Origin of the sequence: Sphingobium sp. UBA5915, assembly GCF_002431195.1 — a bacterium.
Classification (GTDB): Bacteria; Pseudomonadota; Alphaproteobacteria; order Sphingomonadales; family Sphingomonadaceae; genus Sphingobium; species Sphingobium soli.
The window spans coordinates 1-21,973 of sequence record NZ_DJDV01000003.1; the positions used below are offsets into that span (position 1 = coordinate 1).

General features: G+C 65.2%; 23 protein-coding genes and 1 pseudogene. 13 read left to right on the forward strand and 11 right to left on the reverse strand.

All coding sequences use genetic code 11. The features are described 5' to 3' along the window. The coding region (locus tag B2V90_RS00290) for an OprO/OprP family phosphate-selective porin (protein ID WP_293919420.1) at nucleotides 1-1,259 on the forward strand (1,259 nt) is incomplete at its 5' end. Nucleotides 1,260-1,304: 45 nt separating this feature from the next. On the opposite strand, the gene metH is transcribed toward B2V90_RS00290, so the two are convergent. From metH to B2V90_RS00310, 4 genes are all read right to left on the reverse strand, one after another. Next, nucleotides 1,305-4,004 carry a methionine synthase gene (metH, locus tag B2V90_RS00295; RefSeq protein ID WP_348656703.1) on the reverse strand — a complete coding sequence of 900 codons (2,700 nt, stop codon included), beginning with the start codon at nucleotides 4,002-4,004 and terminating at the stop codon, nucleotides 1,305-1,307. Beyond that, on the reverse strand, nucleotides 3,991-5,037 hold the full coding sequence (locus tag B2V90_RS00300) for a homocysteine S-methyltransferase family protein (RefSeq protein ID WP_228220623.1): 1,047 nt from the start codon (nucleotides 5,035-5,037) through the stop codon (nucleotides 3,991-3,993). The genes metH and B2V90_RS00300 overlap by 14 nt, the downstream gene beginning before the upstream one ends. A gap of 95 nt (nucleotides 5,038-5,132) precedes the next feature. Continuing rightward, nucleotides 5,133-6,035 (reverse strand): methylenetetrahydrofolate reductase, encoded by a 903-nt coding sequence (gene metF / locus B2V90_RS00305; protein WP_228220622.1) that lies wholly within the window; start codon nucleotides 6,033-6,035, stop codon nucleotides 5,133-5,135. Continuing rightward, entirely contained in the window at nucleotides 6,032-7,003 is a 972-nt protein-coding gene (locus B2V90_RS00310) for an ArsR/SmtB family transcription factor (RefSeq protein ID WP_009822590.1), read from the reverse strand. Before B2V90_RS00310 ends, metF begins: the two co-directional genes overlap by 4 nt. Nucleotides 7,004-7,218: 215 nt before the next feature. Between B2V90_RS00310 and B2V90_RS00315 the strand changes: the two genes are divergently transcribed. Continuing rightward, a complete protein-coding gene (locus tag B2V90_RS00315) occupies nucleotides 7,219-7,437 on the forward strand; it encodes a hypothetical protein (protein WP_009822591.1) in 219 nt (72 codons plus the stop codon). A gap of 80 nt (nucleotides 7,438-7,517) precedes the next feature. Next, entirely contained in the window at nucleotides 7,518-7,754 is a 237-nt protein-coding gene (locus B2V90_RS00320) for a hypothetical protein (RefSeq protein WP_228220621.1), read from the forward strand. Nucleotides 7,755-7,800: 46 nt separating this feature from the next. Here B2V90_RS00320 and B2V90_RS00325 read toward each other — a convergent pair whose 3' ends face one another. Further along, nucleotides 7,801-8,211 (reverse strand): glycine zipper 2TM domain-containing protein, encoded by a 411-nt coding sequence (locus B2V90_RS00325; protein WP_228220620.1) that lies wholly within the window; start codon nucleotides 8,209-8,211, stop codon nucleotides 7,801-7,803. Nucleotides 8,212-8,402: 191 nt separating this feature from the next. On the opposite strand from B2V90_RS00325, the gene B2V90_RS00330 reads away from it, so the two are divergent. Then, complete coding sequence (locus tag B2V90_RS00330) at nucleotides 8,403-9,392, forward strand: esterase-like activity of phytase family protein (protein WP_228220619.1); 990 nt, start codon at nucleotides 8,403-8,405, stop codon at nucleotides 9,390-9,392. A 78-nt stretch (nucleotides 9,393-9,470) separates the two neighbouring features. Here the strand turns inward: B2V90_RS00330 and rpmB are convergent, their stop codons facing one another. After that, entirely contained in the window at nucleotides 9,471-9,764 is a 294-nt protein-coding gene (gene rpmB / locus B2V90_RS00335; protein WP_009822595.1) for a 50S ribosomal protein L28, read from the reverse strand. A gap of 144 nt (nucleotides 9,765-9,908) precedes the next feature. Here rpmB and B2V90_RS00340 point away from each other — a divergent pair, with 144 nt between their 5' ends. Further along, complete coding sequence (locus B2V90_RS00340; RefSeq protein ID WP_009822596.1) at nucleotides 9,909-10,130, forward strand: hypothetical protein; 222 nt, start codon at nucleotides 9,909-9,911, stop codon at nucleotides 10,128-10,130. A 37-nt stretch (nucleotides 10,131-10,167) separates the two neighbouring features. After that, nucleotides 10,168-10,626: a nucleoside deaminase gene (locus B2V90_RS00345; protein WP_228220618.1), complete on the forward strand. Its 459-nt coding sequence runs from the start codon at nucleotides 10,168-10,170 to the stop codon at nucleotides 10,624-10,626. Here B2V90_RS00345 and B2V90_RS00350 read toward each other — a convergent pair. Continuing rightward, complete coding sequence (locus B2V90_RS00350; RefSeq protein WP_228220617.1) at nucleotides 10,588-12,486, reverse strand: hypothetical protein; 1,899 nt, start codon at nucleotides 12,484-12,486, stop codon at nucleotides 10,588-10,590. The genes B2V90_RS00345 and B2V90_RS00350 overlap by 39 nt on opposite strands. Before the next feature lie 45 nt (nucleotides 12,487-12,531). Here B2V90_RS00350 and B2V90_RS00355 point away from each other — a divergent pair, with 45 nt between their 5' ends. Then, entirely contained in the window at nucleotides 12,532-12,948 is a 417-nt protein-coding gene (locus B2V90_RS00355) for a GtrA family protein (protein WP_323132788.1), read from the forward strand. On the opposite strand, the gene fdhD is transcribed toward B2V90_RS00355, so the two are convergent. Beyond that, entirely contained in the window at nucleotides 12,945-13,745 is an 801-nt protein-coding gene (gene fdhD, locus B2V90_RS00360) for a formate dehydrogenase accessory sulfurtransferase FdhD (protein WP_228220615.1), read from the reverse strand. The two genes, B2V90_RS00355 and fdhD, sit on opposite strands and share 4 nt — an antisense overlap. A 98-nt stretch (nucleotides 13,746-13,843) precedes the next feature. Here fdhD and mobA point away from each other — a divergent pair, with 98 nt between their 5' ends. The 4 genes and pseudogenes from mobA to B2V90_RS00380 form a co-directional block, all read left to right on the forward strand. Then, the gene (gene mobA / locus B2V90_RS00365; RefSeq protein WP_228220614.1) at nucleotides 13,844-14,374 is read left to right on the forward strand and encodes a molybdenum cofactor guanylyltransferase; all 531 of its coding nucleotides are present in this window, start codon (nucleotides 13,844-13,846) and stop codon (nucleotides 14,372-14,374) included. Nucleotides 14,375-14,413: 39 nt separating this feature from the next. After that, nucleotides 14,414-14,950, forward strand: coding sequence for a DUF192 domain-containing protein (locus B2V90_RS00370; RefSeq protein ID WP_228220613.1), 537 nt, complete (start codon nucleotides 14,414-14,416; stop codon nucleotides 14,948-14,950). Nucleotides 14,951-15,000: 50 nt separating this feature from the next. After that, nucleotides 15,001-15,399 (forward strand): NADH:ubiquinone oxidoreductase subunit NDUFA12, encoded by a 399-nt coding sequence (locus B2V90_RS00375; protein WP_009822603.1) that lies wholly within the window; start codon nucleotides 15,001-15,003, stop codon nucleotides 15,397-15,399. A gap of 182 nt (nucleotides 15,400-15,581) precedes the next feature. After that, nucleotides 15,582-15,818 (forward strand): annotated as a pseudogene (locus B2V90_RS00380) (DUF2155 domain-containing protein); the annotation flags it as partial. Nucleotides 15,819-15,853: 35 nt separating this feature from the next. Here B2V90_RS00380 and aat read toward each other — a convergent pair. Then, a complete protein-coding gene (gene aat / locus B2V90_RS00385) occupies nucleotides 15,854-16,603 on the reverse strand; it encodes a leucyl/phenylalanyl-tRNA--protein transferase (RefSeq protein ID WP_228220612.1) in 750 nt (249 codons plus the stop codon). A gap of 136 nt (nucleotides 16,604-16,739) precedes the next feature. Between aat and B2V90_RS00390 the strand changes: the two genes are divergently transcribed. Next, on the forward strand, nucleotides 16,740-18,014 hold the full coding sequence (locus B2V90_RS00390) for a dipeptidase (protein WP_228220611.1): 1,275 nt from the start codon (nucleotides 16,740-16,742) through the stop codon (nucleotides 18,012-18,014). A gap of 39 nt (nucleotides 18,015-18,053) precedes the next feature. Here the strand turns inward: B2V90_RS00390 and B2V90_RS00395 are convergent, their stop codons facing one another. Continuing rightward, the gene (locus B2V90_RS00395) at nucleotides 18,054-19,277 is read right to left on the reverse strand and encodes a dihydroorotase (RefSeq protein WP_228220862.1); all 1,224 of its coding nucleotides are present in this window, start codon (nucleotides 19,275-19,277) and stop codon (nucleotides 18,054-18,056) included. 62 nt (nucleotides 19,278-19,339) lie between these two features. Further along, nucleotides 19,340-20,335 carry an aspartate carbamoyltransferase catalytic subunit gene (locus B2V90_RS00400; protein WP_228220610.1) on the reverse strand — a complete coding sequence of 332 codons (996 nt, stop codon included), beginning with the start codon at nucleotides 20,333-20,335 and terminating at the stop codon, nucleotides 19,340-19,342. Nucleotides 20,336-20,462: 127 nt separating this feature from the next. Between B2V90_RS00400 and B2V90_RS00405 the strand changes: the two genes are divergently transcribed. After that, nucleotides 20,463-21,818, forward strand: a complete 1,356-nt coding sequence (locus B2V90_RS00405; RefSeq protein ID WP_228220609.1) for a carboxylesterase/lipase family protein — start codon at nucleotides 20,463-20,465, stop codon at nucleotides 21,816-21,818. Nucleotides 21,819-21,973 lie beyond the last annotated feature (155 nt).

Sequence of the window (21,973 nt, forward strand, 5' to 3'; positions counted from 1 at the left end):
CGCGCATCGGGGGGGGTGATTCGGCGGCTGTGATGGCCGCGACGCAGGGCGGCCCCCCTGCCCCGCCACCACTGGCGGCCGCCACCGAGCCCGCCCCGCCCGCCCAAACGCCCACGGCGGTTCGCTGGAAGGGAGGCCCGGTCTTTTCCCAGGGAGAGATGACCTTCCACCCCAAGGGTCGCATCCAATATGACGCCGGACTGCTGATGACGCCTGACAGCGTCGCGGACCGGGCGCGGGGCTATTCCAACGAATTGCGGCGACTGCGGCTGGGCGGCGAAGGCAGGATCGGCGGCGGCTTTGGCTACAAGCTGGAACTGGAACTGTCCGACAACAGCGTCGATCTGGTCGATTCCTTCATCACTTATGAAAAGGGCCCGTGGCTGGTGACGCTGGGCAATCATAATGGCTTCCAGTCGCTGGACGAACTGATCAGCGATACCGGCGGCGCGGTGATGGAGCGCGCGGCCTTTACCGACGCCTTCAATTTCGAGCGGCGGCTGGGGCTGTCCGTGCAATATCGCAAGGGCATAGTGCTGGCGCAGGCGGGCCTGTTTTCCGACAGTGCCGATTCGCTGACCAATGATGCGGACGGCGCCGATGGCGGGGACGAGAATAACAGCTACTCCCTCGACGGGCGCATCGTGCTGGCGCCCAAATGGGGCGACACGCAATTGCATCTGGCGGCGTCGGGCCATTGGCGCGATTTCCAGCGGCTTTCATCGGTCGGTCAACGCTATCGCCAGCGCGCCTATCTTCATTCCGCCAACAGCCGCTTCTTGGCGACGCCGCAGATCGTCGGGAAAAGCGAAAGCCATTATGGGCTGGAATTTGCGGGCGAACGCGGCCCCTTCTGGTGGGCGAGCGAAGCGCATTGGTTGCGGGTGTCGCGCCCCGGCGTCGCCGATCCCGTCTTCTTCGGCGGCTATGGCGAAGTCGGCTATGTGCTGACGGGCGAAAAGCGCGGGTATAAGAACGGCATTTTCGGCACGGTGACGCCTGACAGCCCGGTCGGCAGCGGCGGATGGGGCGCGTTGCAGGCGACGCTGCGCTACGATTATCTGGACTTGAATGACAAGGGGATCGTGGGCGGCACGCAAAAGGCGGTGATCGCCGCGATGGTGTGGACGCCGGTCGAGTTCCTGCGCTTCAACGTCAATTACGCCCATCTGCGCTTTGGCGACGCGGCGATATTGGCCGGGGACGACCGGGACTACAGCGTCGATGTCATTGGCTGGCGCGCCGAGCTGGATTTCTGACCGGGGCGGGCGACGCGCGATGACGCGTCGCCCTGCAAGTCCGCCTCAGTCGAGATTGGGGCGCAAATAACGCTCGGCCGTTTCCAGGTCGATACCGCGCCGCGCGGCATAATCCTCCAACTGATCGCGACCGACGCGGGCGACGCCGAAATATTCGGCCTGATCGTGGCCGAAATAGAAGCCGCTGACCGCCGCCGTCGGCAGCATGGCGAAGCTTTCGGTCAGCGAAACCCCGGTGGCGTGATGCGCGTCGAGCATGTCGAACAGCAGGGGTTTGAGGCTATGTTCCGGGCAGGCGGGATAGCCGGGCGCAGGGCGGATGCCGCGATATTGCTCCTTGATCAGCGCCTCGTTGGTCAGCTGCTCCCCTTCGGCATAGCCCCAAAGCGCGGTGCGGACATAATGGTGCAATCGCTCGGCAAAGGCTTCGGCCAGACGATCGGCCAGCGCTTTCAGAAGAATGTCCGAATAGTCGTCGATCGCCGCCTTGAAGCGGGCAAGATGCGGTTCGATGCCGTGGATCGACACGGCAAAGCCGCCCATCCAGTCGCCATGGGGACTGATGAAGTCGGCCAGGCACATATTGGCGCGCCCTTCCCGCTTGGCGATCTGCTGTCGCAGCATGGGGAGGCGGACATGGCGTTCATCCTCCACATGCACGACGATGTCGTCGCCCACCCGGCGGCAGGGCCACAGGCCACATACGCCACGCGCGGTCAGCCATTTTTCACTGACGATCCGGTCCAGCATCTTCTGCGCGTCGGCAAACAGGCTGCGCGCGCTTTCGCCGACAATCTCGTCGTCCAGGATCGCGGGATAATTGCCCGCCAGTTCCCATGCGCGGAAGAAAGGGGTCCAGTCGATATATTGGACCAGATCCTTCAAATCCCAGTCGGGAAAGCGATGCACGCCGGGCAGGCGCGGACGCGGGGCTTTCAAAGCCTCGTCCATCTCGAACCCGTTGGCGCGCGCGTCCTCGATCGAGAGAAGCTGGCTTTGCCCCTTACCTTCCCGCGCCTTGCGGACATGATCATAATCGGCCTTCGTCCTGGCAACGAAATCGGTCTTTTGCGTGTCCGACACCAATGCGGTCGCGACGCCCACCGCGCGGCTGGCGTCGAGCACATGGACCACCGGCCCGGTAAAGGCCGGGTCGATACGCAGCGCGGTGTGGACCCTGGATGTGGTCGCGCCGCCGATCAGCAACGGCATCGTCATGTTGGCGCGCTGCATTTCGGCCGCCACCGTCACCATCTCGTCGAGCGAAGGGGTGATGAGGCCGCTGAGGCCGATCATGTCGGCGTCATTCTCGTTCGCGGCCTTGAGAATGTCCTGCCAGGGCACCATCACGCCCATGTCGATGACGTCGAAGCCGTTGCACTGGAGCACGACGCCGACGATATTCTTGCCGATGTCGTGGACGTCGCCCTTGACCGTGGCCATGACGATCTTGCCCTTGCCCTTCGCGCCCGGCTCCTTTGCCGCTTCGATATAGGGCAGCAGATGCGCGACCGCCTTCTTCATGACGCGGGCGGACTTCACGACCTGGGGCAGGAACATCTTGCCCGCGCCGAACAGGTCGCCCACGACATTCATGCCGTCCATCAGCGGGCCTTCGATCACCTCGATGGGCCGGGCGGCGGCCAGGCGGGCTTCCTCGGTATCCTCGACCACATACATGTCGATGCCCTTGACCAGAGCATGTTCCAGCCGCTTGGCGACCGGCCAGCCGCGCCATTCCTGCGCCGCCTTTTCGGACGCGGCATCCTTGCCCTTGAAGGATTCGGCGAGCGCGACGAGGCGGTCACCCGCTTCGGCGTCGGTGTTGAGGAGGACGTCCTCGCACGCCTTGCGCAGCGCCGGGTCGATCGCGTCATAGACGTCGAGCTGCCCCGCATTGACGATCGCCATGTCCAGCCCCGCCGGAATGGCGTGGTAGAGGAAGACGCTGTGCATCGCCCGGCGTACCGGCTCGTTGCCCCGGAAGGAGAAGGAGAAGTTCGACAGGCCGCCCGAAATATGGACATGCGGGCAGCGGGCCTTGATCTCCTTGCACGCCTCAATGAAGTCGACGCCGTAATTATTATGCTCTTCGATGCCAGTGGCAACCGCGAAGATATTGGGATCGAAAATGATGTCTTCCGGCGGGAAGCCGATGGTCATCAGCAGCTTGTAGGCGCGCTCGCAAATCTCGACCTTGCGCTCTTTCGTGTCGGCCTGCCCGGTTTCGTCGAAGGCCATGACGACGACGGCGGCGCCATAGGCCATGCAAAGCTTCGCATGGTGCAGGAAGGCCTCTTCGCCCTCCTTCATGCTGATCGAGTTCACCACCGGCTTGCCGCTGACGCATTTGAGCCCAGCCTCGATCACCTCCCATTTGGAACTGTCGATCATGACGGGGACGCGGCTGATGTCCGGTTCCGCAGTCATCAGCTTGAGGAAGGTGGTCATCGCCTCGACCGCGTCGAGCAGCCCTTCATCCATGTTCACGTCGACGATCTGCGCGCCGTTTTCGACCTGATCGCGCGCGATATCGATGGCGGCGGCATAGTCGCCGGCCATGATCAGCTTCTTGAACTTGGCGGAACCGGTGACGTTGGTGCGTTCGCCGATGTTGACGAAGTTGGCGGTGGATTGGGTGGTCATCTTATCAATATCCGTTCGCTTCGAGCGAAGTCGAGAAGCATCCGCGCCCGGTTCTCGACAAGCTCGAACCGAACGGATGTGGGTTTCAGGCCGCGATATGCATGGGTTCGAGGCCCGCGAGCCGCGTCACGACCGGCAGATCGGGCACCAGACGCGGCTTGTGACCGGCCAGCGCCTTCGCCACCGCGCCAATATGCGCAGGCGTCGTGCCACAGCAGCCGCCGACCATGTTGACAAGGCCTTCGTCCACCCAGTCGCGGATCAGCTTCGCGGTGGTTTCGGGCAATTCGTCATATTGGCCCAGTTCGTTGGGCAGTCCGGCATTGGGATAGGCCAGGATCAGCGTGTCGGCATTCTTCGACAATTCGCTGAGATAAGGCCGCAGCAGATCCGCACCGAAGGCGCAGTTCACGCCGATGGTGAGCGGCTTCAAATGGCGCAGCGAATACCAGAAGGCGTTGATCGTGTGGCCCGACAGGTTGCGGCCCGACATGTCGGTGATGGTGAAGCTGAGCATCAGCGGCACGGAGCGTCCGGCCGCCGCTTCCGCTTCGCGCGCGGCCATGCCCGCGGCCTTGGCATTGAGCGTATCGAAGCAGGTTTCGACCAGCAGAAAATCCACCCCGCCCGCGATCAACGCGTCGCATTGTTCGCGATAATCGGCCTTGAGCGTGTCATAATCGACCTCACGATAGGCGGGGTCGTTGACGTCGGGCGAGATGGAGAGCGTCTTGTTGGTCGGGCCGATCGAACCGCAGACGAAGCGCGGCTTGCCGTCCTTCGCGCTTGCCTTCTCGCAGGCTGAGCGGGCCAGCCTGGCCGCCGCGAGATTAATGTCCCAGACCAGATGTTCGCAGCCATAATCGGCCATGGCGATCTTGGTCGAACTGAACGTGTTGGTTTCGACCATGTCCGCGCCGGCATCGAGATAGGCGGTATGGATGCCCTCTACGATGTCGGGGCGGGTCAGGCAGAGCAGGTCGTTATTGCCCTTCTGGTCCTTCGCCAGATCGAGGTCGCCGCGATAATCGGCTTCGGTCAGGCCATGTTTCTGGATCGACGTGCCATAGCCGCCGTCAAAGATCAGGATCTTTTCGGCAGCCAGTTGGCGGAATTTCTGTTCGGCGGTCATTTGCTCCCTCTCCCCGTTCGGTTCGAGCTTGTCGAGAACCCCGCGCGTGATGGTTCTCGACAAGCTCGAACCGAACGGAGGGGGTTGATTGCGTGTCAGGCTTCCACCGTCACCCTGGGCCGTAAACCCAGCAGATGGCAGATCGCATAGCTATGTTCCGCCCGGTTGAGCGTATAGAAATGAAAGTCGCGCACGCCCCCTTCATAGAGTTTGCGGCAGAGTTCGGCCGCGAGCGTCGCGGATATAAGCTGGCGAGCGGCGGGGCGGTCGTCCAGACCTTCGAACAGGCGCCCCATCCAGGCCGGGACATCGGTGTTGCACATCGCCGCCATGCGCTGGACCGCGGCGAAATTGCCGACCGGCATGATGCCGGGCACGATTTCCGCATCGATGCCGGCGGCACGCACCTTGTCCATGAAGCGGAAATAGGTGTCGGCCTCAAAGAAGAATTGCGTGATGGCGCGGGTCGCCCCTGCGTCCAGCTTGCGCTTGAGATTGTCGAGATCGCTTTGCGGATCACGGGCGTCTGGATGAACCTCGGGATAGGCGGACACGGAAATTTCGAACGGGTGGCGCTTCATCAGCCCTTCGACCAGATCGGCCGCGCCGGCATAGCCATCGGGATGCGCTTCGAACCGTCCACCCTGTTCGGGCGGATCGCCGCGTAGCGCGACGATGTGGCGCACGCCGGCCTGCCAATAGGCGTCGGCAATCTCGTCAATCTCGTCCGTGCTGGCAGCGACGCAGGTGAGGTGCGCGGCGGCGGCAAGCGGGGTTTCCCGCGCTATCCGGGCGACGGTGTTGTGCGTGCGCTCGCGCGTCGATCCCCCCGCGCCATAGGTGACCGACACGAAACGAGGCGCAAGTGGCGCGAGCGTTTCGATCGCCGACCAGAGTTGCGCCTCCATCTTTTCCGTCTTGGGCGGAAAAAATTCAAAGCTGACGCGCGCGTCGCCAGCCAGATCCGCATAAAGAGGTACGCGATCGTCAATGGTCATGCGGATATCCGTCGTTCGAGCGGCAGGACGTCAGCGCCTTTGCGCCGCCCCAGCCAGAGTTGCACCGTCAATTCCTGCCCCGGCAGGCTTTCGACCTGTTCGAGAACCAGGCCCGCATCCGCGAACCAGCCTTCGATCTGGGCATCGGCAAAGCCAAGCCGCGCATGCTGGTCGCGCATGCGCAGTTCTTCCCGCTGATGCGGGGCGAAATCAGCGATCAATACGCGGCCGTTCCGCGCGGTCACGCGCGCCGCTTCGGCAATGACGCTTTCGGGCGCCTGCGCATAATGGAGTACCTGATGGCACAGCACCGTGTCTATGCTGCCCGATTCCATCGGCAGGGACAGGAAATCGCCCAGCAGCAGCGCATATTTGTCGCCCGCATCCTGCGGCAGCTTGGCGCGGGCGAGGCGTAGCATGTCGGGGCTGCGGTCAAGCGCGGTAACCTGGCGCGCGTCGCAGCCGAACAATTCGATCATCCGGCCAGTGCCAGTGCCAATGTCGAGCATATGGCCGATCGGTTCGCGCGCCAGCAGCGCGGTCATCGCGGCTTCCACCTGCGCTTCGGGCACATGGAGCGAGCGGATCGCGTCCCATTCATTGGCATGATCGGCGAAATAGGCTTCGGCCGCGCGCGCCCGTTCGGCCCGGACCGCCGACAAGCGGGCCAGATCGGCCGCCTGCCACAGCACTTCAGACTGCGAAGGTTCGAGCCGATCGAACAACGTGAGGAAAGGCGCGATCCCCTGCCCGCGTGCCAGGCGAAGGAACACCCAGTTGCCCTCCTTGCGCCGTTCGACAAGGCCTGCTTCGGCAAGGATGCGCACATGGCGCGAGACGCGGGGCTGGCTTTGCCCGACGACCTGGGCGATTTCGCCCACAGCCAGTTCCATTGCGCGCAAAAGATGCACGATCCGCAGTCGCGTCGGGTCGCCAAGCGCCCGGAAAATGTCGAGAGCGGAGTGCATGAAGACGTCATATAAAGAAATCTTTATATACGTCAATGCCCGTCAATTCTGCGACGAACCAAGCGTAACGACCCCCACAAAGCCTTGCTTTGCGACGAATGGGATTGCCTTGCCTTGATCAAGGCATTACGAATCGCGGCGCAGGCGCAATGGGGGGTGAGCTTTTCTCCGAGAGTGGTCTGCATCTTTTTTTTCTCAGAGAGGGGTTGTTGCCCATGACCAAGTCGATTGCTCTTTCGCTCGTTCTCGCCGCTTCGCTCGGCCTGGCTGCCTGCAGTGGCAACCATGAAGACAATGCGGCCAACATGGCTGCCAATGCTGCCGAGAATGCGTCGAACGCTGCCGACAACGCCATGAACGCTGCGATGAACGCCGCTGACGACGCCGCCAACGCCGCGTCCAACGCGACGAACAACGTTGCGAACGCGATGTAATTGTCCCTGACCAGGGAAGATTTTGCGAAAGGGGTCGCTCCGGCAAACGGGGCGACCCCTTTCCTGTTGGGAGAGTGCCGATGCGGTATCTGTCGGGCCTGGTCGTTCTGGCGCTGCTGAATGCCTGCGGATCGTCAGATAGCGACGGCGTGGGCGGCGTGAGCGCCAGCGAAGCGCGCGCCCTCAATGAAGCGGCCGCCACGCTGGACGCACGCGTCGGCGTGACGGAGGATGGGGCGTCAGGGCTTAATCCCGCTGCGCGGATGGCGGCCGACCGTCAGCGTGGCGCTGCGCCAGCGGCCGAAACGACACGATAAGGGCCGCCCCAGCGGGACGGCCCTATGTGCATCCAGACGATGCGATTTAGCAGTTGCGATCGATCGCGCGGCCGGCCAGAGCGCCGACGCCTGCGCCGATGATCGCGCCGGCGGTGCCGTCGCCACGGCCGTAACGCCCTGAATTGCGACCGACCTCATTGCCGAGCAGGCCACCGGCGATCGCACCGATGATGGTGCCGCCCGTGCCATTGTCGCGGCAACGATAACCGCCGCGGTAGCCACCGCGATACCCACGGTAGGTGTTGCGATAATAGCGTTCGCCGCGATAGCCACGATAATGGTCGCCGCGATAGCCCCGGTTATATCCACGATAATGATCGCCACGATCATAGCCGCGATAATGATCGCGGGCCATGGCGGGCGTTGCGGTGACAGCAAGGGAGGCGGCGCCCATCGCAAGAGCGGCTCCCATATTTACAAGAAACTTCATCTTCATGGTGGTTGCTCCTCCAGAAAAACTGACTTTCATCGGCGAAGCGCGAAGAAGGGATTCGCCATTGATGAATGCCTTTATGCCTTATCGGGCTTGAGCCATCGCTGAATGATGCTGTCAGGCGGCGTTCACCTGATGGCGGCCCGTCACTGCTTTGCTGCGTCCTGCCGCATATTGTCCTAAGCGGGGCGGCGATGACCCGAATCCTGATCGTCCTGACGCTGGCGATATTGTTATTGCCCGCGCCGCACCCCGGAAAGCCCGAGGCCGTGCGCGCCGGCACATTGCTGGTCAGCGCGCGAGCACTGCCGCTCGACCCCTCCGATCCGGCGCGGCGCAGCATCGGCGCGCTCACATATCTGGGCGGGTGGGAATTGCAGAGCGCCAATCCGGGCTTCGGCGGCATCTCCGCGCTGCTGGCAGCAGGCCCCGGGGAAACGCTGGCGCTAAGCGATTCGGGCATTTTGATGGGGTTTCATGTCGGCGACGGGCCGCATCTGCGCCGTCCCTTTATCGCCCCCCTGCCCATTCGTCCGCAGGACCGGCATCGCCCATGGTGGGCGTGGGATTCAGAGTCGCTGACGCATGACCCAGCCACCGACCGATATTGGGTGGGCTTCGAGCTTCAACAGTCCATCTGCCGTTACGGCCCCGGTTTCGCGCGGGTGGAAGCGTGCCGAACCTGGCCGCAGATCGCCGCATGGCCCAAGACCGGATCGATCGAATCGCTTGCCCGGTTGCCCGATGGACGCTTCATCGCCATCGGCGAAATGGGGATGACAGCGGAGGGACGGCACGAGGCGCTGCTCTTCCCCGGCGATCCGGCCGATGCCGCGACCGGCGATCCCGTCCCGCTGCGCTACACGCCGCCCCGGGGATACAGGCCGACCGATGCAGTCGCGTTGGACGCACATCACCTGCTGGTGCTTCATCGCCGCCTGACGTTGCAGGATCTGTTCACAGCAACGATCGCGATCGTCGACCTGCCCCCGGCCATGACGGCGGGCACGATCCTGAAAAGCCGCACGCTCGCCCGGCTCGCGCCGCCGCTGCTGGCCGACAATTTTGAGGGTATGACAGTGACGCGCGAAGAAGGACGACCCGTTATCTGGATCATATCCGACGACAATCACGAATTTTTCCAGCGCACCCTGCTGCTGAAATTCGCGCTGCCCGCGATGTGACCGCTGGCCCCCGCAAAAGGCAACGCAAAAAAGCGGCCCGTTTCCAGGCCGCTCATTCACCGAAACGAATCGGAAAGATCAGGCCGCCGCTGCGGCCTTCTTCTTGACGATGTCGCGCTTGAGGCGACGGGCCTTGAGCGACAGCTTGTCATCGCTGGTCTTGACCAGCCAGTTGTCCAGGCCGCCATTATGTTCGACCGAACGCAGACCATGGGTCGACACGCGCAGCTTCACGGTCGTTTCCAGCGCTTCGGAGATCAGCGAGACGTTCTGCAGGTTGGGCAGGAACACACGCTTGGTCTTGTTATTGGCGTGGGAAACATTGTGACCCACCTGGCGGCCCTTGCCGGTCAGCTCGCAAATGCGCGACATAGTCTGTTCAACCTTTGAATTCGGGTTCGTTCGGAAAGCCGCGCCGATAACGGGATTCCCTGCGGCCGTCAACCCGGATGGGACGGCACGCAACCCTTTCCCACAGCGCGGCGTTTGACATGGGTTATATCAAAGGAGGGCGAAATGCGACTCATTGGTGGATTGTTGGTCATTATCCTGCTGGTTTTGGCGGGCGGAATCGCCACCGGCTTCATCGACCTGCAACGCACGCAGTCGGGTAGCCTGCCCGAAGTATCGGTGCGCGGCGGATCTCTTCCCAAATATGAAGCCAATGTCGCCAAGGTGGAAGTCGGCACCCGCAACGAGACGGTCGAAGTGCCGACCGTGGATGTGCGCAAACCCTGATATTCCGATCCTGACCAAGGTGCAGTAAGGGCTTGGCATGGCCACGCCCTTTCCCCTGCCAGAGCCGATGCGCCGCGCCCTTGAACTGGCGCGCGCGGCGCAGGCGGCGGACGAGGTGCCGATCGGCGCGGTGGTGACACGCGACGGCGTCATCGTTGGCGAGGGCGAGAATCGCAATCGCCGCGATTGCGACCCTACCGCCCATGCGGAAATGGTTGCGATGCGCGCCGCTGCGGCGCGCCTTCATGACTTTCGTCTGACGGGATGCGACCTGTGGGTGACGCTGGAGCCCTGCGCCATGTGTGCCGGCGCGATTTCCCACGCGCGGATCGCGCGGCTCTATTATGGGGCGGCAGACCCCAAGGGTGGCGCGATCGAGCAGGGGCCGCGCCTTTTCATGCAGCCCCAATGCCTGCATCGGCCGGAGGTCTATGCGGGACTGGCCGAGGCGGAAGCGTCAGCGCTGCTGCGGGATTTCTTCGCTGCCCGCCGGTGAATAGAGGATGCGATACAGCTGATAGGGCAAGGTCATGTCGGTGTTGAGCCGCACCGGGACAAGCCAGTCAGGCCGCTGCCCGCGCATCAGGTCCGCATAGAAGCCGCCGGGGCTGCGCGACTGATAGATGGTGCCTTCGGGGAAATTCGGACAGATCAGCAGATAGGTCGCATGATGCCTGGCGGCGATGGCGCGGAAGCCGGCCGCCTTGCCATCGAAGGCGTGATGGATATCCAGGATGGTCGCGCCATTGCGGTGATAGGGGCCGGCCAGGGCGCTGTGATGCGTCGTCGCCAGGATGCGCGGGCCAAGGTCGACCATGGTGAAAATCGTCGCGGGCGGCAGCTGGTCCAGCACGGCGAGCGCCGGCAGGGTGCGGCAACGGCCATTTGCTTTCTTTATCGCATCGGTGCGGGCGAGCGCGGCCGGGCGCCAGGCCTTGGGCTTTTGCCCGGTCATGTCCTGATAGAGCTTCACCGTTTGTGGATAGAGCGGATAGGCAAAGGCGATCGCGCCGAGCACCACGACCCCGGCCACGCCAGCAATGCGGGCGCGGCGCGATCCGGCCAGAACCGCCGCAACCATCCGATGCGCGGCCCATGCGGCGGGAGGGATGGCGAGCAGTTGCGCCGCCGGCCCGGCGCGCAATTGCCAGAACAGCAAGGCGGTCGAAAAGACCATCATCGCCCCAACAGTCGCCCAGGCCCAAAGGCGTTCACCATCGCGTCGCGCGTCCCACAACGCCCAGAGCAGACCGAGCAGACCGGCGGCGGGGATAGCGAGCAACGGCACGACCAGGCTTTGCGCCTGCGCGGTGATCGGCTTTGCCTCACGAATATTGGCGAGCCACAGGCGCTGGAGCTCAGGCGAAATCTGATAGGGGCTAAGGCATTGCGGCCAGTTGAGCCAGACGAAGAGGCCAAGCGCCCCGCCGACCAGCGCGCCTGCGGCAAGACGCATGGGCCAGCCCCGCAGCGGCGCGAGCGCCAGCAGCACCATCCCCGCCCCGGCCGCGCCGAACACCGCCACCCATATGGGCGAGAGCGCGTCGCAGACCATGGCGCGATTGGCATAGCTGGCAAAGAGCAGGTACAGGAGCGAGGTCGCGCCCGACAGGCTGAGCGCATAGGCGAGCATGCGGCTTTCTGCGCCGGGGCGGAATACCCAGCGCAGCGCGATGAGCGCGCCGCCCGCGGCCAGATAGACGATCATTTCCATGCCGATGGCGATGGACAGCGCGCTGCTGACCCCAGCCATGATGCCGCCGCGCAGCCGGTTGGTATCAATCACCCCGGCCAGCATGGTGAGCGCCAGCGCCAGTTGCCAGCCATGATGGTCGATGCGCATCGGCGCATACATGCCCAGCCCCATCTGCGCGGCGAAGGGCGCAACGACCGCAAGCAGCCAGCCATGCGGACCGGCCAGCCGCCGGCCGATGAAGCCGAGGGAGAGCATCAGCAGCAGCAGCGGCAACAGGGGCGCGATGCCGCAGGCCAGGCGATCGGCCATGCCCTGATCGACAAAGGCGCGGAAGAACAGCATCAGCCCGGCAATGGGCAGATCGACGATGCGCGACCAATGGATATTCGCGCCGCCCGGCGGATCGAGCCGATATTGGCGCAGGTCGAACCAGCCCTGCCCCGCCAGCCAGTCCTTCACCTGGACATAGCGAATATTATCGTCGGTATCGCCAAGCACGAGCCAGTAGATGGCCGGCCAGCGCGTCGCCACCATGGCAACGGCGGCGACAACCCAGATGAGGAAGGTCAGCCATTTCCAGTGACGGCTGGACCAGCGGGCCAGATGACCCGCCAGGACCATCGATTTCGCGCGCATGTCGTGCCGGCTTTGCAAGTTCATGCCGGTCGATTAGACGACCCGCTTCAAAGCGCAACGGGGGCCATGATGATTTTCGCCGAACGGTTGAGCCCGCAGCGGCGCGCGCTGTTCTGGCAGATCGTCCGCTATGGCGTGACCGGCCTGTTCGTGACGGCGTGCCAGGCGGCGATCTACTGGTGTCTGGCGACGCTGGGCGGGTTGCATGTTCAGATCGCCAACCTGATCGGCTATGGCGGGGCGGTGTGCGTGGGCTATGTGGCGCACAGCCTGTTCACCTTTCGCGACCAAGCGCGCAGCGATGGGCATGGCGCACGCGGCGTGCGGTTCGTGGCGGCGTCGCTGGTCAGCTATGGCTTGAACGCGCTGTGGGTGTGGCTGTGCGTCACGCATATGGGCTGGCCCGAATGGTCGCCCATCCCCGCGATGCTGTTCGTGACGCCGGCCATCATGTTCGTGCTCAACCGGCAATGGGTGTTCCGCTAAAGCGCGTTGCCATAGGCCAGCAACGCGTCGGGCCGCGCGAGCACGACCAGCGGCAGGCCGGCGGCCGCCGCGCGGTCTACCGCAAGGCTGGTCGGTGCGGAGATGGTGACGAGCAGCGGGCAGTCGGCCAGCACCGCCTTTTCCACCAGTTCATAGGAACAGCGCGAGGAGAGCAGCGCAAAGCCGCCATCCCAGCCAAGGCCGGCACGGGCCATCGCGCCGATCAGCTTGTCAAAGGCATTGTGGCGGCCGACATCCTCCCGCGCCAAACGGATGCTCCCCTGCGGATCGACCAAGGCTGCGCAATGCGCCGCGCCGGTCGCGGCGTTCAACGGCTGATGATCGCGCAGGGCAGAAAGCGCGCGGAAGATGGCGGCGCGATTCGCGCGGGACATGGTCGTGATGGTCGGCAGCGGCCGCAGGGCCTGTTCCAGCGTCTCGACGCCGCACAGGCCGCAGGCCGAATCGGAAGTGCGATGGCGCACGCGCTGGAGCAGATCGCCGGTGCGGTGCGGCGGCAAGGTCGCCCGCGCGATGACACCTGCGCCGGTCGCATGGACGTCGATATCAAGCAGCGCATCGTCGCGCGACACCAGCCGTTCGGCGAGGCTGAACCCCTGGACCAGATCGACGATATTGTCCGGCGTCGCCATCAGCACGGCATAGCCCGCGCCATTATATTCGATCGCGACGGGCATTTCGCGCGCCAGGGGCCGGTCGACCGGTGTGGTCGCATCATCGCGGGTCAGGCGCAGGAAAGGCTGGGGGTTCGGAACGAGATCGGGCGGCACTGTCATTACAGGCGACCCTAGGCCCCGCCCGGCAGGCTGGCAATGTCGCGGCTAGCGGCTCGCGCCTGTCCTGCCTATGACGAAAACGGCCTTGAGGAGACGCCATGTCGACGCAGATAGTGCTAGGGGCGGTGCTGGCGGGCGGGCGGTCCAGCCGGTTCGGCAGCGACAAGGCGCTGGCGCTGCTGAACGGGCGCACCTTGCTGGATCATGCCATTGCCGCGATCAGCCCCCATGTGGGGCAGGTGGTGGTGTGTGGACGCGCGGGCGGGCTGGCGGACCGTCCGCAGCGCGATATGGGACCGCTGGGCGGCCTCAACGCGGCGTTGCATCATGCGGCCGACCATGGCTTTGCCGGGGTTCTTACCACGGGATGCGACATGCCGGTCTATCCTGCGCAATTGCCCGCCTTGCTAATCGGCGCGCAGGCCGCGGTGGTGAAGGGGCAGCCACTGTTGGGATGGTGGCCCGCTCCGCTCGCGCCGATGCTGGACGCCCATCTGGCCGGCGAGAACAACCGGTCGATTCGTGGTTGCCTCGAGGCAGCGGGCGGGCGTGTGGTGCTGCTGGAGGGCATCGCACTGCCTAATATCAACCGGCCGCAGGATCTGGCGGCGCTGCAAAAGGCGCAATAGCCCTTCCCCTTGGCGCGGGTTTCGCTCTAGGCAGTTGGCATGATCCGCATCGCCAGCCTGTTCGCCCTTGCCCTGCTCACCGCGTGCCAAGGCGGCACGGCGGACAGGGAACAGGACGCAAACAACGCCTCTGCCGCCAAGGCCCCTGCCCTGTTGCCCGTCATGATCAAAACCGCCAGCAGCGCGCACCGGTTTGATGTCGAGGTCGCCCGTACTCCGCAGGAGCAGGACAAGGGGCTGATGTTCCGCAAGGCGATCGCGGCGGACGGGGGCATGCTGTTCCCGATGGACCCGCCGCGCACCGCGAGCTTCTGGATGAAGGATACGCTGGTGCCGCTCGACATGCTGTTCATCCATAGCGACGGGACGATCGCGTTCATCCAGGCACAGGCCGAACCTTATTCGCGCACGCCGGTGTCAGCCGGAGTGCCGGTGGCGGCGGTGCTGGAACTGCGCGGCGGGCGCGCGGCGGAACTGGGCATCGGTGAAGGCGACCGCGTGAGTTGGGGCGGCTGCGCGGTGCCGACGGAAGGGCTGGCGACCGATCTCAATTTCTGCCCGGTCCCGACGCGCTGACGCCATATCCGGCTTGCCCGCGTCCGTCGCAGCGGCTAAGCGCTTGGGCCATGGGTATCCTGGCAAACATCTTCACCTGGTGGAATGGCGCCACCTTTGGCACCTGGCTCTTTACCAAGCGCAAGGGCAGCAAGGTGGGCGAGGATCATCAGGGCAATGTCTATTTCGAAGGCGGCAAGGACCCCAATGGGCTGACCCGCCGCTGGGTGATCTACAGCGGCGCGAATGACGCCAGCCGCGTGCCCGCCGAATGGCATGGCTGGCTGCATCATTCGATCGAGGGCGCGCCCGAAAGCTTCCTGCCGCCGCCGCGCATCTGGGAAAAAGAATCCACACCCAACGCGACCGGTACGCCCCAGGCCTACCGCCCGTCGGGCGCGCTGGAAAAGGGCGGCCTGCGCCAGAAGGCGACCGGCGATTATGAGGCGTGGAGCCCCGACGCGGCATGAGCGGACGCCCGGCGGGATCGTTCCCGCCGATCCTTTCGTACCTGGTCATGTTGCCCTGCGTCCTGACGCTGGCCGCTTGCGGCGATGATGACGCCCTGCCTCCCGCGAATCGGTCTGGCCCGGTCAAGGTGGAGGGCACGCCGATCCGCCCCGCCGACAATGGCGTCATGCCCGGCACGCCGATGGCCGAGCGATCCGCCGTGCTGGGCCTGCTGAACAAGCGCAACGGCCTGACCCGTGACCTGACGTTGAAGCCGGGCGAAGCGGTCCGGGTGGGCGATGCGATCGTGCGGTTGCAGGCGTGCGAAACCACCGCGCCATGGGAAAATATCCAGGACACCGGCGCTTTCGTGCAGCTGGACGTGCGCAGCAGCGCCGATAATAAGTGGCGCCGCGCCTTTTCCGGTTGGCTGTTTCGCGACCGGCCCGACCGCAATGTGGTGCAGCACCCGATCTATGACGTCTGGGTCAGAAGCTGCGCGATGGAATGGCCCGAAAGCGGTCCCGACACGGTCAAGCTGGGCGCCAAGGGCGAGCCGGTGTCGGCGCGTCCGGCAAGCGGGGCGAACGCCAGCTCCGCCGACGCGCCCGACCCGGCGGCCAGCACGTCCGACCCTGCCCCCAGCGACAGCGAACCCACGGCCGCGCCCAGCAATTGAAGATAGTCGCGCTGGCGGATTTCGATGGCCCCCATCGTGCGCAGATGATCGGTCATGAACTGGCAGTCGAGCAGGGTGAAGCCGGCAAAACGCATCCGCGCCACCAGCCAGGCCAGCGCCACCTTTGACGCGTCGGTGCGGCGCGACACCATGGATTCGCCGAAGAAGGCGGTGCCCAGCGCCACCCCATAGAGGCCGCCGACCAGTTCCTCCCCGTCCCACACCTCGATCGAATGGGCGAAGCGCCGGGCATGCAGGTCGACATAGGCGCGCTCGATCGCGTGATTGATCCAGGTCGACGGGCGGTCGGGCGCGGCCTGCGCGCACAGCGCCAATATGTCCCCGAAGGCGCGGTTGGCGGTGACGCGGAAGCGATCGCGGCGCAGCACCCGGGCCAGCGAGTGCGACAGGTGGAACTGCTCGAGCGGCAAGATCGCGCGATATTTGGGTTCGACCCAATAGACATCGCGCGCGTCACGATCATCCGACATGGGGAAGACGCCGATGGAATAGGCCTGCAACAGGATCAACGGATCGATCAGCATGTGGGCCTTAGGATAGCAGAGGAGGCGCCGACAGGGCCAGTGCGTTCATGAGCGCAAGTTATGGCTTTGCGATCACCGGGAATCGGGCGTCGGAAGCGATTGACTTGCGTCCTGCCCCCCTTAGCCTGCCTTTCCCATGAAGATGCTATCCCTGGCGCTGGTGCCGTTGCTGTTCGCCTCCCCTGCCCTCCATGCCGCCGACGATCCCGCCACGGGTCCCTATGCCGCGCGCATCGCAAAGGTGCTGAAGGCGACGCCGCTGATCGACGGCCATAATGACTGGCCCGAGGCGTTGGCGGAAAAGGCGAAGGATGCGCGCTGGACCATGGATTTGAGGCGGCTGGACCCAGCCACCTATCACACCGATGTCGAACGGCTTCGGGCTGGCGGCCTGGGCGGGCAATTCTGGTCCGTCTGGGTGTCGGCCGACCTGCCGCAGGTGCAGCAGGTCAAGGATACGCTGGACGCCATCGGCATGGTGCACAGCCTGGCGGCCCGCTATCCGCAGGATTTCCGGCTGGTGCGCACGGCCGCCGAGATGCGCGCGGCGCACAAGGCCGGGCGGATCGGATCGCTGATGGGCGTGGAGGGCGGCGGCCAGATCGATGGCAGCCTGGCGGTGCTGCGTGCCTATCACCAGCTGGGCGCGGGCTATCTGACGCTGACCCACAGCCGCACAATCGGCTGGGCCGACAGTGCGACCGACAATCCGCAGCATGACGGCCTGACCCCCTTTGGCGAGGCGGTGGTGCATGAACTCAACCGGCTGGGCATGCTGGTGGACCTGAGCCATGTCAGCGAGGCGACGATGCTGGACGCGCTGCGCGTGACGAAAGCGCCGGTGATCTTTTCCCACAGCAATGCTCGGGCGCTGTGCGACACGCCGCGCAATGTGTCGGACGCGGTGCTGAAGCAGGTGGCGGCCAATGGCGGCATCGTCATGGTCAATTTCGCCGCGCAATATGTGTCGGAGGCGCGCCGGGTCTGGGGCGCGGATCGCAGCGCGGAGATCGCCCGCAACAATGCGCCGCCCTTTGGCGGGCTGTATATCGGCGATCCCGAAGGCGCGGCCAGGGCACTGGCGGCATGGGAGGCGGCGCATCCCAAGCCCAAAGCGACCATCAGCCAGGTCGCCGACCATGTCGAGCATATCGTCAAGGTGGCGGGGATCGACCATGTCGGCATCGGCAGCGATTTTGACGGTGTCGGCGACCTGCCCGAAGGATTGGGCGGGGTGCAGACCTATCCCGCGCTGCTGGCCGAACTGATGCGGCGCGGCTGGAGCGACGCGGACATCGCCAAGCTGGCGGGCGAGAATATATTGCGCGTCATGGCGGCCGCGGAAAAGACGGCTGCCGCCATGAAGGATGAACCCGAAGGCAGCGCGATCCCGCCTGCTGATCCGGCCTGACCATTGGCCGTCGACAAGCGCACAAGGCTCAGCGGCTAATCAGAGGAACGCCCCGCCCTTCATCACGCGGCGGGCGCGGCCCTGCACCGGCACCTTGTCAAACGGCGTGTTGCCCGCCGACGCCGCCATGCGCGATGAATCGACGATCCAGGGCGCGTCGGGATCGACGAGGATGAGGTCGGCGGCGCTGCCGGGCGCAAAGCTGCCCGCGTCGACGCCCAGGATTTTTGCGGGGTTGGCGCAGAGCAGGGTCATCAGTCGGTTGATCGACACATGGCCTTCGCGCACCAGATTGAGCGAGAGCGCCAAAAGCGTTTCCGCCCCCGCCATGCCCGGCGCGGCATCGGCGAAGGGCAGGCGCTTGTCCTCCGGCCCGCGCGGATCATGGCCCGAGGTGATGACATCGACCGTGCCGTCGGCGACGGCGGCGATGCTGGCGAGCCTATCGGCCTCATGGCGCAGCGGCGGCGACAGCCGCGCGAAGGTGCGGAAATCCGTCGCCGCCTGATCGTTGAGGAACAGATAGGCGGGTGTGATGCCGCAGGTGACGCGCAGCCCTTCCGCCTTGGCCGCGCGGATGAGGTCAAAGCCGGCGCGGGTGGTGACAAGCCGGAAATGAATGGCCGCGCCGGTTTCGCGCACGAGCATCAGGTCGCGGGCGATCGCCATGGCTTCGGCGCAGGCCGGCGCATGCGGCAGACCCAGGCGCGTCGCGGTTTCGCCGCTGGTGGCGACGGCGCGGGCGGTCAGGCCGCCATCTTCAGCATGGGTGATGAGCGTCAGGCCAAGCCCATTGGCATAGGCCAGCACGCGCAGCATCACGCCTGAATCGGCGATCCACTGGCGACCGGTGCCGACCGCCTTTGCCCCTGCCGCCTGCATCAGGCCCATTTCCGCCATTTCGCTGCCCATCAGGCCGCGGGTCGCGGCGGCGATGGGATGGACCCAGAAATCGGGCTTGCCCGCGCGGGTCGCCTGGCGGATCAGGCCGACATCGTCGAGCGGGGCGCGCTGGTCGGGCATCAGCGCGGCGCGCGTGATACCGCCGAAATGGAAGGCCGGCTTGTCGGTCGCGAATACGCCAAGGTCGACAAGGCCCGGCGCGACGACCAGGCCGCGCGCGTCGATCCGATCCGCATCGGCCGGCACATCGACCTGTCCCGCCGCGACGATCCGGTCCCCCTCGATCAGGATGACACCGTCACGCAGCGCGTCGGCAGCAGGATCGGCGAGCTTCCCATGGACAATCGCGCGCAGGGTCATGCCCACCCCGTCTTTGGTGGTCGGGATGGTCAAGTCCATCCCGTCTTTATTGGCCGGGATTTTCAAGCCCATCCCTCCACGCCTCGCGCGCTGCGCGTCAGCACGTCAAGGCAAGCCATACGGACAGCGACACCCATGGCGACCTGTTCGGTAATGGCAGACCGTTCGGGGTGATCGGCGACGCTGCTGGTGATTTCCACGCCCCGGTTCATGGGACCAGGATGCATGATCAGCGCGTCGGGCTTGGCGATGGCCAGCCGTTCGGGCGTCAGGCCATAGAATGCATGATATTCGCGGGCCGAAGGAATGAACGCCCCGTCCATCCGTTCATTCTGGAGCCGCAGCATCATCACCACGTCGGCCCCATCCAGCCCTTCGTCCATGGACGTGTAAGGCGTGGCCCCCAGCATCTCCACCTCGGGCGGCAGCAATGTGGGCGGCGCCACAGCGCGGACCTGCGCCCCCAGCGCGGCGAGACAGAGCATGTTGGACCGGGCGACGCGGCTGTGCAGCACATCGCCGCAAATCGCGACCACAAGGCCCTCGAACCCGCCCTTGCGCCGGCGGATGGTGAGCGCGTCGAGCAGCGCCTGCGTCGGATGCTGATGCCAGCCGTCGCCGGCATTGAGCACCGGGCAGTCGACCTTGTCCGCGATCAGCGCCACCGCGCCCGAACTGGCGTGGCGGATGACGATGACATCGGCGGCCATGGCGTTGAGCGTCATCGCCGTGTCGATCAGCGTTTCGCCCTTCTTCACGCTGGAGGTGGCGGCCGCCATGTTGACGACATCCGCGCCCAGCCGCTTGCCCGCGATTTCGAAGGACAGCAAGGTGCGGGTGCTGTTTTCGAAAAAGGCATTGATTTGCGTCATGCCGGCCAGGCGATCATCATGTTTGCGCGCCTGGCCCTTGTTCGCCTGCGCCCAATGGTCCGCTTCGTCCAGCAGGAAACGGATTTCCCAGGGTTTGAGATCGGCGATGGACAAGAGATGCCGATGCGGGAACAGCGCGCGACCGGTAAGGTCGGACGAGACGGACGCGGCGGGCATGGGAGGCATGAGCGCCCCTTTAGGCGAGCGCCGGGAACAGGGCAAGAGAGGTGGCCCGACATACGACGTCTGCGCCATTGGCAACGCTGTCCGGGGCAGGCATAGTGGGTCCCAAGGGAGCAGGACAGGACGAGATATGACGCAACCCAAGGGATTTTTCGCCGCCATGCTGGGCGTGGCGATGGTGATGCCGGTCAATGCGGACGCCGCCGCGCCGGCCGCTTCGGTAGCGACGACCGAATATGGCAAGGTGCAGGGCAGCATCGTAGATGGCGTCGAAAGCTGGAAGGGCATTCCCTTCGCCGCGCCGCCGGTCGATGCGCTGCGCTGGCAGCCGCCCAAACCCGCCGCGCGCTGGAGCGGAGTGCGCGAAACGACGGCCTATCGCAATGATTGCATGCAGGAACCCTTTCCGAGCGATGCCGCGCCGCTGGGCACCACGCCGTCGGAAGATTGCCTGTACCTCAATATCTGGAAGCCGGCGGGCGCGGCGGGAAAGCTGCCCGTGATGGTGTGGATCTATGGCGGCGGTTTTGTGAATGGCGGATCGTCGCCGCCCACCTATAGCGGTGCGCCCATCGCCAGACAGGGCGTGATGGTGGTGAGCTTCAACTACAGGCTGGGGCGCTTTGGCACATTCCGCCACCCCGCGCTGGGCAAGGACCAGGGCGTCAATTACGGACTGCTGGACCAGATCGCGGCGCTTAAGTGGGTCCAGCGGAACATTGCAGGCTTTGGCGGCGACCCGGATCAGGTGACGATCGTGGGCGAAAGCGCGGGCGGCCGGTCCGTCCATGCGCTGATGACGACGCCGCTGGCCAAAGGGCTGTTCGACCGGGCCGTCATCATGTCCGGCGGCGATGGCAAGCCGGGCGCGCTATCGACGCCCGCCGATGCGGAACGGCTGGCGGTTGCGTTCGGGCAAAGCGAAGGGATTGCGCCCGATGCGCCGGACGCCGCGGCAAAGCTGCGCGCCCTGCCCGCCCGCGCCGTGGTGGGCGACCTCAACCTGGCGAAGATGGAGAATTTCTTCAGTCCCGTTACGGATGGGCGCAGCGGCGTGGACGTGATCGCCGCGCATGAAAGCGGTCGCGCACCAGTGATCCCGGTGATGATCGGCGCGACCAGCGCGGACATTGGCGGGCCGGATGGACCGATGGTCGCAGGCGCGCGCGATCTGGCCGCGCGGTTCGCCGGGCGCGGCATGCCGACCTATGCCTACCGCTTTTCCTATGTGGCGAATTCGGTAGGCGGCACCAACGCCTATCATGCGACCGACATCCCCTTCTTCTTCGACACGCAGGCCATCAAATATGGCGCGGCGACCACGCCGCGGGACAATCGCATGGGCGACATCATGAGCGGCTATCTGGTCAATTTCGTGAAGACGGGCGATCCCAATGGCGTAGACCTGCCGCAATGGCCGCGCTACCGCGCCGACGCGGGCAAGCAGATGGACTTTGCCACCAGCGGCAAAGCTGTGGTCGAGTAATTTTCAGCGACCGATGGCGATGCGCTGCGGCTGACCGGTGGCGGGCAGGTGTAGCGCACCGTCCCGCCACTGCGCCGCGCGGCCATTGATCCGCGTCGCGGGCGGGGTGCCGGCGAAGGGCCAGCGCAGCACGAAGCCGCCGGTCGGGCGCGCGT

What these genes read in the sequence shown, in the direction of transcription:
- B2V90_RS00310 (WP_009822590.1), bottom strand. Translation starts at nt 7,003, where the DNA reads ATGCACTCCGCTCTCGACATTTTCCGGGCGCTTGGCGACCCGACGCGA.
- B2V90_RS00345 (WP_228220618.1), top strand. Translation starts at nt 10,168, where the DNA reads ATGGCCACGCCCTTTCCCCTGCCAGAGCCGATGCGCCGCGCCCTTGAA.
- rpmB (WP_009822595.1), bottom strand. Translation starts at nt 9,764, where the DNA reads ATGTCGCGCATTTGCGAGCTGACCGGCAAGGGCCGCCAGGTGGGTCAC.
- B2V90_RS00400 (WP_228220610.1), bottom strand. Translation starts at nt 20,335, where the DNA reads ATGCCTCCCATGCCCGCCGCGTCCGTCTCGTCCGACCTTACCGGTCGC.
- B2V90_RS00330 (WP_228220619.1), top strand. Translation starts at nt 8,403, where the DNA reads ATGACCCGAATCCTGATCGTCCTGACGCTGGCGATATTGTTATTGCCC.
- mobA (WP_228220614.1), top strand. Translation starts at nt 13,844, where the DNA reads ATGTCGACGCAGATAGTGCTAGGGGCGGTGCTGGCGGGCGGGCGGTCC.
- fdhD (WP_228220615.1), bottom strand. Translation starts at nt 13,745, where the DNA reads ATGACAGTGCCGCCCGATCTCGTTCCGAACCCCCAGCCTTTCCTGCGC.
- B2V90_RS00390 (WP_228220611.1), top strand. Translation starts at nt 16,740, where the DNA reads ATGAAGATGCTATCCCTGGCGCTGGTGCCGTTGCTGTTCGCCTCCCCT.
- B2V90_RS00320 (WP_228220621.1), top strand. Translation starts at nt 7,518, where the DNA reads ATGCGGTATCTGTCGGGCCTGGTCGTTCTGGCGCTGCTGAATGCCTGC.
- B2V90_RS00325 (WP_228220620.1), bottom strand. Translation starts at nt 8,211, where the DNA reads ATGAAGATGAAGTTTCTTGTAAATATGGGAGCCGCTCTTGCGATGGGC.
- B2V90_RS00340 (WP_009822596.1), top strand. Translation starts at nt 9,909, where the DNA reads ATGCGACTCATTGGTGGATTGTTGGTCATTATCCTGCTGGTTTTGGCG.
- B2V90_RS00375 (WP_009822603.1), top strand. Translation starts at nt 15,001, where the DNA reads ATGGGTATCCTGGCAAACATCTTCACCTGGTGGAATGGCGCCACCTTT.
- metF (WP_228220622.1), bottom strand. Translation starts at nt 6,035, where the DNA reads ATGACCATTGACGATCGCGTACCTCTTTATGCGGATCTGGCTGGCGAC.
- B2V90_RS00315 (WP_009822591.1), top strand. Translation starts at nt 7,219, where the DNA reads ATGACCAAGTCGATTGCTCTTTCGCTCGTTCTCGCCGCTTCGCTCGGC.
- B2V90_RS00370 (WP_228220613.1), top strand. Translation starts at nt 14,414, where the DNA reads ATGATCCGCATCGCCAGCCTGTTCGCCCTTGCCCTGCTCACCGCGTGC.
- B2V90_RS00405 (WP_228220609.1), top strand. Translation starts at nt 20,463, where the DNA reads ATGACGCAACCCAAGGGATTTTTCGCCGCCATGCTGGGCGTGGCGATG.
- B2V90_RS00395 (WP_228220862.1), bottom strand. Translation starts at nt 19,277, where the DNA reads ATGACCCTGCGCGCGATTGTCCATGGGAAGCTCGCCGATCCTGCTGCC.
- B2V90_RS00300 (WP_228220623.1), bottom strand. Translation starts at nt 5,037, where the DNA reads ATGACCGCCGAACAGAAATTCCGCCAACTGGCTGCCGAAAAGATCCTG.
- B2V90_RS00350 (WP_228220617.1), bottom strand. Translation starts at nt 12,486, where the DNA reads ATGAACTTGCAAAGCCGGCACGACATGCGCGCGAAATCGATGGTCCTG.
- B2V90_RS00355 (WP_323132788.1), top strand. Translation starts at nt 12,532, where the DNA reads ATGATTTTCGCCGAACGGTTGAGCCCGCAGCGGCGCGCGCTGTTCTGG.
- aat (WP_228220612.1), bottom strand. Translation starts at nt 16,603, where the DNA reads ATGCTGATCGATCCGTTGATCCTGTTGCAGGCCTATTCCATCGGCGTC.